The 12899-nt window shown below is 52.5% G+C and carries 11 protein-coding genes and 1 pseudogene; 11 read left to right on the top strand and 1 reads right to left on the bottom strand.

The genetic code is table 11. The features are described 5' to 3' along the window. Positions 1-17 precede the first annotated feature (17 nt). The gene (locus tag ABCW45_RS02565; protein WP_004851532.1) at positions 18-674 is read right to left on the bottom strand and encodes a hypothetical protein; all 657 of its coding nucleotides are present in this window, start codon (positions 672-674) and stop codon (positions 18-20) included. Between the two features lie 85 nt (positions 675-759). Here ABCW45_RS02565 and ABCW45_RS02560 point away from each other — a divergent pair, with 85 nt between their 5' ends. The 11 genes and pseudogenes from ABCW45_RS02560 to ABCW45_RS02510 form a co-directional block, all read left to right on the top strand. Further along, positions 760-2661 carry an AAA family ATPase gene (locus ABCW45_RS02560; RefSeq protein WP_343220361.1) on the top strand — a complete coding sequence of 634 codons (1902 nt, stop codon included), beginning with the start codon at positions 760-762 and terminating at the stop codon, positions 2659-2661. An 85-nt stretch (positions 2662-2746) separates the two neighbouring features. Next, positions 2747-2992: pseudogene (locus tag ABCW45_RS02555) on the top strand (type IV secretory system conjugative DNA transfer family protein); the annotation flags it as partial. A 49-nt stretch (positions 2993-3041) separates the two neighbouring features. Further along, on the top strand, positions 3042-5402 hold the full coding sequence (locus ABCW45_RS02550) for a recombinase family protein (protein WP_118043023.1): 2361 nt from the start codon (positions 3042-3044) through the stop codon (positions 5400-5402). After that, positions 5399-5725, top strand: coding sequence for a TnpV protein (locus ABCW45_RS02545; protein WP_117534721.1), 327 nt, complete (start codon positions 5399-5401; stop codon positions 5723-5725). Before ABCW45_RS02550 ends, ABCW45_RS02545 begins: the two co-directional genes overlap by 4 nt. 171 nt (positions 5726-5896) lie before the next feature. Then, positions 5897-6193 carry a hypothetical protein gene (locus ABCW45_RS02540; protein WP_117534722.1) on the top strand — a complete coding sequence of 99 codons (297 nt, stop codon included), beginning with the start codon at positions 5897-5899 and terminating at the stop codon, positions 6191-6193. A 77-nt stretch (positions 6194-6270) separates the two neighbouring features. After that, positions 6271-6840, top strand: coding sequence for a hypothetical protein (locus tag ABCW45_RS02535; RefSeq protein WP_117534723.1), 570 nt, complete (start codon positions 6271-6273; stop codon positions 6838-6840). A gap of 83 nt (positions 6841-6923) precedes the next feature. Beyond that, positions 6924-7220, top strand: a complete 297-nt coding sequence (locus ABCW45_RS02530) for a DUF3847 domain-containing protein (protein WP_117534724.1) — start codon at positions 6924-6926, stop codon at positions 7218-7220. A gap of 231 nt (positions 7221-7451) precedes the next feature. After that, on the top strand, positions 7452-8960 hold the full coding sequence (gene mobQ, locus ABCW45_RS02525; RefSeq protein WP_117534725.1) for a MobQ family relaxase: 1509 nt from the start codon (positions 7452-7454) through the stop codon (positions 8958-8960). A 246-nt stretch (positions 8961-9206) separates the two neighbouring features. Continuing rightward, entirely contained in the window at positions 9207-11099 is a 1893-nt protein-coding gene (locus ABCW45_RS02520) for an AAA family ATPase (protein ID WP_242985068.1), read from the top strand. A gap of 107 nt (positions 11100-11206) precedes the next feature. Beyond that, entirely contained in the window at positions 11207-11398 is a 192-nt protein-coding gene (locus tag ABCW45_RS02515) for a transposon-encoded TnpW family protein (RefSeq protein WP_087286542.1), read from the top strand. 71 nt (positions 11399-11469) lie between these two features. Further along, positions 11470-12899: recombinase family protein (locus tag ABCW45_RS02510; protein ID WP_343220179.1), on the top strand; the 1430-nt coding region annotated here is incomplete at its 3' end.

Below are 12899 nucleotides of genomic sequence, written 5' to 3'. Positions count from 1 at the left end.
GATAAACTGGAAGTTGTTTATCCAAAATGAAATGGAATAACCATATCAAGTAAAACTGCAAGAACTATACTAATCGTTCCCATTAGCGCAGAACTCCTCAATGTGTCTCTCCTCAAAACAATAAGTCCAATAATAAAGACTATCACTTCCAAAACAGATTTTGCATTAAAATACCAGCATCCATATACAAAGCACATATTGAACAATACTGCCAAAATCAGTGCTGATAGTATAAATGCCAGTTTGCTTTTCCCCTTTGCATACCAACAGACAAAAGCCAATAATGGAGAAACAGCTGTAAATCCAAACCAAATCATCGCATAACTTCTTGGGAAAAATCCTGCAATATAGTTTGAATACAAATAGTAGCTTGCAACCATACCAACAAAGAATACAAAAACATTGATGCTTGCTCTTATTGCAGAATTGCTATAAATAGAAATACACAGTGCAATCAATATCCAGATTGCAAAACGCCCAAGAAAATTACCAATATCTAAGACTCCATTTATTGCCATAAGCACACCTGGAAGTTCAGTTTGACGAAAATCCAGATATTTTGAGAAAGTTCCCAAAGCTATTCCGAGAAACAATATCGCTATGGTATTTATAAGTTTTCTATTATTGGATATTGGATTTTCTGCATTCCTTATATCATTCAAAAAATTTATCATAATTACCCTCACAAATTCCAATTTGTCGATTTCATTATACTCAAAACCTATGAACAATTCAACCACAGAAAGCGAGGTATCAACCATGTACTACACCCAAGAACAGATAGACCGCGCCAACCAAGCCGACCTTGTTTCTTTCCTGCAATCACAGGGCGAGCAGCTTACCCGCGCCGGGAATGAATACCGCTGGAAGCGGCACGACAGCTTGACCGTCCGGGGAAACAAATGGTACAGGCACAGCCAGAGCAAGGGCGGCGCACCCATTGATTTTGTCATGGAGTTTTTCGGCAAGAGCTTCACCGAAGCCGTTGAACTTCTCGCAGGAGAAAAGGGAGCTACACCGCCGCCGGACAGACCAAGCCCCGCGTCCTTTTCTGACTTCCGACTGCCGCCCCGCAGCACCGACAACCGAACAGCGAGGAACTACCTCACAGCTGCCCGCCGCATTGATGAAGATGTGACGGGCTTTTTCTTTGCCAGCGGCGATATTTACGAGGACGCAACCCACCACAACGCCGTATTCGTCGGCAGAGATGAAAGCGGCATACCACGCTACGCCCACCAGCGCGGAACAGCCGGGAGTTTCCGGCTTGATGTGAAAGGCAGCGACAAAGCCTTTAACTTCTGCTACCGGGGCGAGGGCGAAAGATTGTTTGTCTTTGAAGCCCCGATAGACCTCTTATCTTTCCTCTGCCTGTTCAAAAAGGATTGGCAAAAGCAAAGCTATCTGGCGTTGGGCGGCGTGGGCGAAAAAGCCCTTTTGCGTTTCCTTTCTGACCGTCCGAACATCAAGACCGTGTACCTCTGCCTTGACAGCGACAACGCCGGAAACGATGCTTGCAGCCGCCTTGCGGAGCTTGTGCCGGAGGGCTTGACCGTCCACCGCCTTCTCCCGCTTTACAAGGACTGGAATGAGGTATTGCAGCACCGGGCAGAAATCGCGGACGGGAAGTATATCCGGGAAGCGATTTACGGCTTGAAAGAGCCGCCGCAGGAAGAAACCGTTGAGATTATTCGCATGAGCGAGGTAGACACGCAGACCGTTGAATGGCTATGGGAGCCGCATATCCCCTTTGGGAAAGTAACCATTGTGCAAGGCAATCCCGGCGAGGGCAAGACCACCTTTGCCCTACGCCTTGCCGCCGCCTGCACCACCGGGGGAACGCTGCCGGGAATGAAGCCCTTGCCGCCATTCCAAGTGATTTACCAGACCGCCGAGGACGGGCTGGGCGATACCGTGAAGCCCCGCTTGATGGAAGCAGAAGCCGACCTTGACCGGGTGCTTGTGATTGATGAAGCCAAGCGGGAGCTTACCCTCTCTGATGAGCGCATAGAAAAGGCAATCACGCAGAACGGGGCGCGTCTGATTATCCTTGACCCCATACAAGCGTATATGGGAGACAAAGCCGACATGAACAAGGCAAACGAGGTGCGCCCTATCTTTCGCCGCCTTGCCGATGTTGCCGAGCGTACCGGGTGCGCCATTATCCTTATCGGACATCTCAACAAAGCTGCCGGAGGGCAGAGCGCATACCGGGGCTTAGGTTCTATCGACTTCCGCGCCGCAGCAAGGAGCGTCCTGCTGATCGGGCGCGTGAAGCGAGAACCGAATGTGCGCGTTATCGTCCATGACAAATCTTCCCTTGCGCCGGAGGGCAAGCCCGTTGCCTTTTGCCTTGACCCGGAAACGGGCTTTTCGTGGATAGGCGAATATGATATAACCGCCGACGAGCTGCTGTCCGGCGCGGGCGGCAACACCGCCACCAAGACCGAGCAAGCCGAAAGGCTGATACTTGACCTGCTTGCAGACGGGAAAGAGCTTGCCAGCGAGGAAATCGTAAAAGCAGCCGCCGAAGCCGGAATATCCGAAAGGACGGTACAGAACGCCAAGCGCAACATGGGCGGCATTTTGGGCGCAAGGCGTGTCGGCGGTCAATGGTACAACTTCATCAAGAAGAAGCAGCCACCCGAAACCGCAAGCTGAAAGTGCAAAACGCAGAGCCTTTGCACCTTGCACTTTCGCACTTTCACGATAATTTGCGTCAATAACTCAAAAAAGCACTTGACAAAACGCTTCATGGGGAACCAGTGAGGATATTGCTCCCTACATCGACCCGGTGTTCCAGAACAATGTCATTCTCACAAAAACCGAAAGCCTGACCATGAACAGCCGCCCCAAGGACCCAAAGACCGCCAGAAACAAAAATGTGCTGGTGATCGGCGGCTCCGGTTCCGGTAAGACCCGTTTCTGGCTCAAACCAAATCTGATGCAGATGCACAGTTCTTATGTGGTCACAGACCCGAATGGTAATTTACAATAAGGATAAAGGGAGCGCGCACCCTCAAGAAAGGAGGTTACACCCCATGAAGAAACAGCCGGACAAGGGAAAAATCACAGCCCTGTACGAGCGTCTTTCCCATGACGATGAGCGAGCCGGGGAAAGCGTGTCGATAGAAAACCAAAAGCGCATTTTGGAGGACTACGCCCAAAAGAACGGCTTTACGAATATCCGGCACTTCACCGATGACGGAGTGCGGGGAACGACTTTCAAGCGTCCGGGGCTGGACGCTATGCTGGAAGAAATCCGGGCGGGAAATGTGGCTACGGTCATTATCAAAGACCAAAGCAGGATTGGCCGTGATGTTGTCGAAGTGGGGCTTTTGAAGCGCACCTTTGACGAGTACCATGTACGCTTTATTGCGGCAAATGACAACCTTGATACCGCCAACGGCTTTGATATAATGTCCATTTTCCGAGATGTGATAAACGAGTGGTATGTTGCCGACACCAGCCGGAAAATCAAGACCGTTTTCAAGTCGAGAATGGAAAAGGGCTTGCGCTGCTCCGGCAGCGTCAGCTATGGCTACCTTGCGTCCAAGGAGAACAAGGGCGAATGGGTAATCGACGAGGAAGCCGCCGCCGTTGTGCGCCGTATCTTCCACAGCGTTGTTGCCGGGGAGAGTATCGCCAGCATAGCAAGGGCACTCCGCGCCGAGAAAATCCCTATCCCGTCCGAGCATTGGAAGCGGATAGGCGCACCCGTCCGGTCGGCGAAGTACACAGACCCCTACGCATGGTCAACAACAACTATCAGCTATATCCTCAAACGCCCGGAGTACACAGGGCGCAAGGTTTTAGGGAAAACCGTCTGCGAGAACTACAAGACCAAAAGCACCCGCAAGACCGCGCCGGAGGAACAGTATATTTTTGACGGGGAAATCCCCGCCATTGTGGACGAGGAAACATGGAACACCGTCCAGCGGCTTATGGGAACAAAACGCCGCGCCCCCAAGCGGCAGAACACCCCAAACCGCTTGACCGGGCTTCTCTACTGCGCCGACTGCGGCGCGAAGCTGACCCACCGCAGCAGCCTTGTGCAAGGCAAGTATCTGGACGACGCTTTTGTGTGTTCCAGCTACCGCCAGCTTACCCGCGACTGCACCATGCACTATATCCCCACCGCGAAAATGGAAGCCGCCATTCTTGCCGCAATCCAGCGCGTGAGCTGGTATGTACGGCACAATGAAGCGGAGTTTATCGAGCGTGTGCGGAAAGCCACCGACCAGCACCAAGAAAATGCCGTCAAGGAGTACCGGCAGAAAGTGAGCAAGGCGCAGCGGCGGTATAAGGAGCTGGACGGGCTTGTAAAAAAGCTGTACGAGGGAAACGCCACAGGCAAGATACCCGATAAGCACTTTACCCGTCTGCTTGCCGAATATGACGAGGAACAGACCGGGCTGGAAGCCGCTATCGCACAATGGCAGGAAGCAATCGAGAGCTGGAACGCCGACAGGCTGAAAACAGATAAGTTTATCGAGCTTGTGAGCCGCTACACCGACTTTTCCGAATTGACAACGCCCATGCTCAACGAGTTTATCGAGAAAGTGGTTGTCCATGAGGGCGAGGGGCGCGGGAACAGCCGCCGCCAGCGGATAGATATTTACCTCAACTTCATCGGCGCGTTTGAAGTCCCCGCCCATATCGTTACCCCAATGGAAGCTGAGGAACAACGCCGCCAGCAGGAGGAACAGGCGGCAAAGGAAGCCCGTTCACAGGAGCTTGCCAAAGCGCGGGAGGAAAAGCGCAAGGCAGAGAAGCGGGAGTTTACCGCGAGGAAGAAAGCGGGCTTGCTGACCCCGGAGGAACAGGCGGCAGACGAAGCGCGGTTAGCCCATAACCGGGCATGGCAAAAGGAATGGCGGAAGAAACGGAAAGCCGCCGAGCCGCCCAAGCCCCCGAAGCCGAAATCCTTAAAGGAGCTTGCCGCGCTGCAAAAGGCCGGAGCCGACCTCACGCCGGAGGAAGCAGAACGCCTTGCCGCTTACCGCGAGAGGAAAAACCGCCAGCACAAGGCATGGTATGAACGGCAGAAAGCAGCGCAGCCGCCCAAGCCCCGGACGCTCAAAGAGCTTGCCGCCGCGCAAGTCGCGGGACAGCCCCTCACGCCAGAGGAAACAGAACGCCTTGAAGCCAGCCGGAGCCGGAAGAAGAACGCCTACCAAGAACTGAAAGCCCAAGCGGAAACCGACCCCGCCGCAGCCGCCGAGCTTGCAAGGCGGCGGGCTTACCACTCGGAAGCCACCAAGAAATCCCGCCAGAAGATGTACGAGGAAGCCGCAGCCGGAAACCCCGCAGCCCAAGCCCGGTATGAGAACTTCCTTGCTGCAAGGCGGGAGAACTACCACAGGAAGAAGCACGACGAGAAAGGAGAACAAATCGCATGAGAAGATTGATTGATAACGGGAACCGCCCCATTACCCCAAAGCCCCATATCGGCCACTACGGGCGGCTGCGGAAAGCCTATCTGGAACAATACCGCCACCGCCTTTATACCGCCCTTGTAGCCAGCGAGAAGCTATACCCCCACCTTGCGGAAACAGACCGGGCGGCGCGGGATATGCTGGACTACCTCATGCCCCGCCTTGCCAGAGAAGCGGGAGCCACCGAAGCCCTCAAAGCCGCCGACCCGATGAAATGGGTAGGTTTGATGAACAACTGCAAGGCGATAGCCGAGGAAATCGTAATGCATGAGTTAATCTATGTTTAACGGTCAAGAGCCGGAAAAATCGGAAATCTTGCGATAACAGCCGCCCTGACGAACCATTCCCCGTCCGGGCGGTTTTTATCGTCAAAAACGCCGTTTTCTCCAAGTCAAGAGCCGGAGAAAACACCCGAAAAATGCCCCTATTGCATAACAGGGGCGCAGAAAGGAGAGCTTATGAGAACAGGGCTTACCAAGCGGGAAAAGACCACCGACATTTGGTTTGACGAGAAAGACCCCCTTATCCATATCCGCACCCACAACACCGCCTTGAAGAAGCGTCTGCTTGCATACAGCCGCCGTTATCCGGCGATCTGCCAGCAGACCGACGCAGACCCGGAAACGGGCTGCATGGAGTTTGATATTGAGAAAGGCCGCTTCTCTTTCCGTCTGACCGCCCCATACAGTGAGGAACGGCGGGAAGCAGCGCGGCAGTTTGCCAAGGAAAACAATGCCGCCAGCAGACTGAAATGAGGTGGATTTGTTCATAATCCTGTGCTATACTTCTCTTGAAAAAAGAACAACAAATCGAAATTTTGAGGAGGTTTACTATGATATATAAGTTTACGGAAGTATTAAACGATCTTGTTAATTATTTTATTCTTGGTGACATTTTACTACTGGAAAGTTGGAAAAGAGCCAATAATCTTTCAGACGATTTGGCAACGGAATTTACCACAAATGAAAGTGGGGATAGGGCTTTTAGTGAAGGTATTGTTATCCCCATGAGTGGCATTGAAAACTATCCTTATACCGTATTGTTTAATCTCTCTGGTGATAAACCGGAGTTGTGCAAAGGGGAAAGCCGATTGCAGTTTAGAAGGAGTGGTTATTCCCTCAAAGTGGATAATAATATGCTTATGCTTTTTACATGGCACATATTAAAACAGTTTACTCCCGAAAAAGTGAAAACTCTAATTTCTTATTACAGACAGAATAAAAAGCCAATTGTCGAACTTGCAAATGGCTGGTATCATATCGAGATTTTGGGTGGAGAAACCTTGCAGGACGGGGACTATGAGCCTACATTTGAATTTGTGATACAACCAATAGAAAATGAAGAAAAAGCCGCAAATGCTGATATGAATTTAAGCTTTGAAATTATAAGTTCTGCTTATTAAAACTAAATATATTATCCACAAGGGCAGCCGAGAAAATCGACTGCCCTTTTTCCATGCCTACGGGCAGAAAGGAGCGACCAGCTATGACGAAACCGAGGGAGAAAACCCGTGAGGAATTGACCGCCGAGATTGAGGAAGGCAAGAAGAAAATCCGGCAGTTTGAAAACCGGGAGAAAATCATCAAGCAGAAGCTATCCGTCGAGGAACGCAAGGCGAGAAACCACAGGCTTTGTAAGCGCGGCGGCTTCATGGAGAGCCTTGTGCCGGAGCTGATTGCCATGCCGGACGAGGACGCGAAAGCCTTTTTACGGCTTGCCTTGATGAGCGAGCCAGCACAGGAGTTTTTGAAAAAACGAGCCGGGGACGGGAATGCGGAGTAATCCCTTTGGAACAAAGGGCGCACTTATACACCCTTGCGGGCGTGTGCGCTCTGCCGAGGGCTCATCTCCGCACAGGGAACTTTCCCCGCGCTCCGATATGGCGACTTTGCCGCAACAAGGGGCTGCACCCCTTGCGCCGCTTACGCGGCTATCCCTGCACACCCACAAAAACAGTACACCCGCCGTTGGTGTCTGTACCATTTTTGCGGGTCTTGTTATCCTATCCGGGAGGTGATACCCATAGCCATCTATCATTGTAATATCAGCATTGTCAGCCGGGGCAAGGGCAAATCAGCCGTTGCCGCAGCCGCCTACCGAAGCGGCGAGAAAATCACAAACGAGTGGGACGGAATGACCCATGACTACACCCGCAAGCGCGGCGTTGTCCATACGGAAATCCTATTGCCGCCCCATGCCCCGCCCTCTTTCTCTGACCGCGCTACCCTATGGAACAGTGTGGAGCTTTACGAGAAAGCCGGGAACGCCCAGCTTGCCAGAGAGATTGACGCAGCACTCCCCATAGAATTATCCAGAGAGGAACAGATCCGGCTTGTCCGGGAATACTGTTCCTCTCAATTTGTTTCCAGAGGAATGTGCGTTGACTTTGCCATTCACGACACTGACAGCGGCAACCCCCATTGTCATATCATGCTTACCATGCGCCCCCTTGACGAGCGCGGCGCATGGGCGGCGAAGTCCAAAAAGGAATATGACCTTGACGAAAACGGCGAGCGCATACGCTTGCCAAGCGGCAGATATAAGACACACAAAGTTGACCTCACAGGCTGGAACGACAAGGGCAACGCGCTTTTGTGGCGCAAGGCATGGGCGGATATTTCAAACGCCTACCTTGAACGCGCCGGACACCCGGAGCGTATCGACCACCGCAGCAACGCCGAGCGCGGCATTGACGAGCTGCCTACCGTCCACATGGGCGTAGCGGCTTGTCAAATGGAGAAGAAAGGCATAGCCACCGAGAAAGGCGAGCTGAACCGGAATATCCAAAAGGCAAACCGCCTTATCCGGGAAATCCGGGCGCAGATTGGAAAGCTCAAAGAATGGATTGGCGAACTGTTCAAGGCGCGGGAAACTGCCCCGGAGCAGCCCCCGCAATCCCCCGGCCTTGCAAATCTGCTGATGAAATATTTAAGCGTTCAGAGAGAAAAGAGCCGGAAGTATTCGCAGAGTTGGCAAAGGCAGCACGCCGCCGATGAACTGAAAACCGTTGCAAAGGCGGTCAACTATCTTTCCGAGCATGGCATTTCCACCCTTGACGAGCTGGACGCTGCTCTTTCCTCTGTCAGCGATAAAGCCTATTCAATCCGGGAGGGAATGAAAACCGCCGAGCAGCGCATGAAAGAGCTGCAAAAACTCATGGAGTACGGCAGAAATTATCAAACCTACAAGCCCATACAGGACGAGTATCGGCAAATCCGCTGGAAAGGAAAACAGGAGAAGTTTGCGGAAGCCCGCCGCGCCGAGCTTACCCTATGGGACGCGGCAAACCGCTATCTCCATGCCCATTTGCCGGAGGGCGTGAAAACCCTGCCGATCTCCGCGTGGGAGAAAGAATATACCGCCCTCAAAGCACAGCGGGAAGCGGAATATGAAACGCTGAAAGATACCCGCGCCGAAGTTGCCGAGCTTCAAAAAATCCGCAAATGCGTGGATATTGCACTCCGCGCCGACCAACCGGCACAGACGCAGAGCCGCACCAAGCGGCAGGAACAGGAGCGATAAAGGAAAGGACGGGCAAGCTGTTCGGCTTGTCCGCCCTCTGTACTATTGGATGGATAAAAGGCGACTCATTTCTTTTTGAATTTTGTTACAATCTTATTTACCCATATATCTACAATTATATCACCTATGGTTGCAAGGAAATCAACTATTAAATCAATCATAAGATCACCTCTTAAATCCAACTTGCTAACCCCATTATATTTGAAATCTGTGAACAATTCAACCACAGAAAGAGAGGTATCAACCATGTATTACACCCAAGAACAGATAGACCGGGCGAACCAAGCCGACCTTGTTTCTTTCCTACAATCACAGGGCGAGCAGCTTACCCGCGCCGGAAATGAATACCGCTGGAAACGGCACGACAGCTTGACCGTCCGGGGAAACAAATGGTACAGGCACAGCCAGAGCAAGGGCGGCGGCCCCGTCGATTTTGTCATGGAGTTTTTCGGCAAGAGCTTCACCGAAGCCGTGGAACTTCTCACAGGAGAAAAGGGAGCCGTACCGCCGCCGGACAGACCTTGCCCCGCGTCCCTATCCGACTTCCGGCTACCGCCCCCAAACAGCGACAATCGAACAGCGAGGAACTACCTCACAGCAGCCCGCCGCATTGATGAAGATGTGACGGGCTTTTTCTTTGCCCGCGGCGATATTTACGAGGACGCAGCCCACCACAACGCCGTATTTGTGGGGCGGGACGAGGACGGAATACCGCGTTACGCCCACAGCAAGGGGACGGCGGGAAACTTCCGGCTTGATGTGAAAGGCAGCGACAAAGCCTTTAATTTCTGCTACCGGGGCGAGAGCGACAGGCTTTTTGTCTTTGAAGCCCCCGTTGACCTGCTCTCTTTCCTCTGCCTGTTCAAAAAGGCATGGCAGAAACAGAGCTATTTGTCATTGGGCGGCGTGGGAGAAAAAGCCCTGTTGCGTTTCCTCTCTGACCGCCCAAACATCAAGACCGTTTACCTCTGCCTTGACAGCGACCAAGCGGGAAACGACGCTTGCAGCCGCCTTGCGGAGCTTGTGCCGGAGGGATATACCGTCCACCGCCTTGTGCCGCTGTTTAAGGACTGGAACGAGGTATTGCAGCACCGGGCAGAAATCACAGACGGGAAGTATATCCGGGAAGCGGTTTACGGCTTGAAAGAGCCGCCGCAGGAAGAAACCGTCGAGATTATTCGCATGAGCGAGGTTGACACACAGACCGTTGAATGGCTATGGGAGCCGTATATCCCGTTTGGAAAAGTAACCATTGTGCAAGGCAATCCCGGCGAGGGCAAGACCACCTTTGCCCTACGCCTTGCCGCCGCCTGCACCACCGGGGGAACGCTGCCGGGAATGAAGCCCTTGCCGCCATTCCAAGTGATTTACCAGACCGCCGAGGACGGGCTGGGCGATACCGTCAAGCCCCGCTTGATAGAAGCCGAAGCCGACCTTGACCGCGTGCTTGTGATTGATGAAGCCAAGCGGGAGCTTACTCTCTCCGACGAGCGCATAGAAAAGGCAATCACGCAGAACGAGGCGCGGTTGATTATCCTTGACCCCATACAGGCGTACATGGGCGAGAAAACCGACATGAACAGGGCAAACGAAGTGCGCCCCATGTTCCGCCGCCTTGCCGATGTTGCCGAGCGTACCGGGTGCGCCGTTATCCTTATCGGACACTTGAACAAAGCTGCCGGAGGGCAGAGCGCATACCGGGGCTTAGGTTCTATCGACTTCCGCGCCGCAGCAAGGAGCGTCCTGCTGATCGGGCGCGTGAAGCGGGAGCCGAATGTGCGTGTTATCGTCCATGACAAATCTTCCCTTGCGCCGGAGGGCAAGCCCGTTGCCTTTTGCCTTGACCCGGAAACAGGCTTTTCATGGATAGGCGAATACGACATAACCGCCGACGAACTGCTATCCGGCGCGGGCGGGAACACCACCACCAAGACCGAACAGGCCGAGAAGCTGATACTTGACTTACTCGCAGACGGGAAAGAGCTTGCCAGCGAGGACATTGTAAAGGCCGCAGCCGAAGCTGGAATATCCGAGAGGACGGTTAAAAATGCCCGCCGCAATCTTGATACCCGGATAGAAGTCATACGCCGGGGAAATCAATGGTACTATCGCAGGAACGAAGCCAAGAGTGCAAAGTAAGAATGCAATCCGTAGATACCTTTGCATTGTTGCACCCTTGCACCCTTACCCGATATGACCGCCTCATGTGCCGACCACATGGGGCTTTATCTTTGAAAGGAGAGCCTATGAACAATGAAACCAGCAAGACCAGCACCCCCGCAGCCGTTTCCCCTCTGACCGCCAAACCCGACCTTGTGAAGAACATCGGCGGCACGACCTTTGACATTCATATCCATTTCAGCGAAACCAGCCGGGAAACCTTTACGGACAAGGTTGTGCGCCTTATCCAGAACGACAGCGGCGATGAAACCGCTTAAAAGCAAGATACTATTTTCTTGTTCCTTATTGACAAAACCCGAAGGGAACCATTTTGGTGGAGTGCGGGAAAATGCTCCAAAGGGGCGCACCCAAACTGGGAAAGGACGGAAAGCCCATGAAGGATAAGCACGGCAAGGTCATTTATGAGCCGTACCGCATCAAGGTTCTAAATACCATCAACTTCCGAAAATCAATGCACTATAACCCTTTCGCCTATATCCATAGCGAAAAGGACATCTTGAAGCTGGTCACAACGCTGATCGCCAATACCAAAGGCGAAGGCAAGGCCGGGGACGATTTTTGGGTCAAAGCAGAGACCTTGCTGTATTGCGCGCTGATTGGGTATATCCACTATGAGGCTCCGGTAGAGGAGCAGAATTTCTCTACCCTCATCGAGTTCATCAACGCCATGGAAGTCCGGGAGGATGACGAGGAGTTCAAAAATCCCGTAGACCTGATGTTTGATGCACTGGAATCGGAAAAGCCAAACCACTTTGCAGTGCGGCAGTATAAGAAATATAAGCTGGCAGCCGGTGTTGTATGCTCTAAAAGACTTCTTAATCAAGCGGTTGGGAAGTCTCTTAGAACACACAACCTAAAACCGAAGAAAGGAGCGCAAGTTATGAGAAAAAACGAGAAAATCACAGCTCTGTACGAACGATTGAGCCGTGATGACTTTGGCAAAGATGATGACCAACAGCGTGAGAGCAATTCCATTTCCAATCAAAAAGCTATGTTGGAGGAGTTCGCCGCACGGCAGGGCTTTACAAACATTGTCCATTTCACGGACGATGGCATTAGCGGCACCTGCTTTGACCGTCCCGGATTTTTGGCAATGATGAGAGAGGTTGAAGCCGGGAATGTGGAGTATCTGTGTATCAAGGACATGAGCCGCATGGGTCGTGACTATCTGAAAGTCGGTCAAATTATGGAAATCCTGCGTCAGCGTGGCGTTCGCCTTATCGCCATCAATGACGGCGTGGACAGCGCCAGAGGGGACGATGATTTTACCCCTTTCCGCAACATTATGAACGAGTATTACGCCAGAGACACCAGCCGTAAAATCCGTTCCACTTTCCAGTCCAAAGGCAAGTCCGGCAAGCACCTTACAGGCACGGTCATTTACGGCTATCTCTGGAACGAAGCCAGAGACCAATGGTTGGTTGACCCCGAAGCCGCCGAGGTGGTCAAGCGCATCTTTGCCATGACGATTGACGGCTACGGTCCGTATCAGATCGCCAGCAAACTGAAATCGGAAAAGGTGCTTATTCCGTCTGCTTACCTTGCCCAACACGGCGAGGGCGTGAACAAAAACAAGACTTTCAAAGATGTGTACGGCTGGGGTTCTTCCACCATCTGCAACATTCTTGAAAAGCGTGAGTATCTGGGACACACCATCAATTTCAAGACCCGAAAGCACTTCAAGGACAAGAAAAGCCATTATGTCCCGGAGGACGAATGGACGATTTTCGAGAATACCCATGAAGCTATCATTGACCA

This window comes from Pilosibacter fragilis (genome assembly GCF_032490495.1).
Lineage (GTDB): Bacteria > Bacillota > Clostridia > Lachnospirales > Lachnospiraceae > Pilosibacter > Pilosibacter fragilis.
This window is presented reverse-complemented; position numbering and strand designations above follow the sequence as displayed.

Bases quoted from the DNA above. Each gene is read 5' to 3' on its own strand.
- ABCW45_RS02560 (WP_343220361.1), top strand. From the start codon at position 760: ATGTACTACACCCAAGAACAGATAGACCGCGCCAACCAAGCCGACCTT.
- ABCW45_RS02530 (WP_117534724.1), top strand. From the start codon at position 6,924: ATGACGAAACCGAGGGAGAAAACCCGTGAGGAATTGACCGCCGAGATT.
- ABCW45_RS02565 (WP_004851532.1), bottom strand. From the start codon at position 674: ATGATAAATTTTTTGAATGATATAAGGAATGCAGAAAATCCAATATCC.
- ABCW45_RS02550 (WP_118043023.1), top strand. From the start codon at position 3,042: ATGAAGAAACAGCCGGACAAGGGAAAAATCACAGCCCTGTACGAGCGT.
- ABCW45_RS02520 (WP_242985068.1), top strand. From the start codon at position 9,207: ATGTATTACACCCAAGAACAGATAGACCGGGCGAACCAAGCCGACCTT.
- ABCW45_RS02545 (WP_117534721.1), top strand. From the start codon at position 5,399: ATGAGAAGATTGATTGATAACGGGAACCGCCCCATTACCCCAAAGCCC.
- ABCW45_RS02515 (WP_087286542.1), top strand. From the start codon at position 11,207: ATGAACAATGAAACCAGCAAGACCAGCACCCCCGCAGCCGTTTCCCCT.
- ABCW45_RS02535 (WP_117534723.1), top strand. From the start codon at position 6,271: ATGATATATAAGTTTACGGAAGTATTAAACGATCTTGTTAATTATTTT.
- ABCW45_RS02540 (WP_117534722.1), top strand. From the start codon at position 5,897: ATGAGAACAGGGCTTACCAAGCGGGAAAAGACCACCGACATTTGGTTT.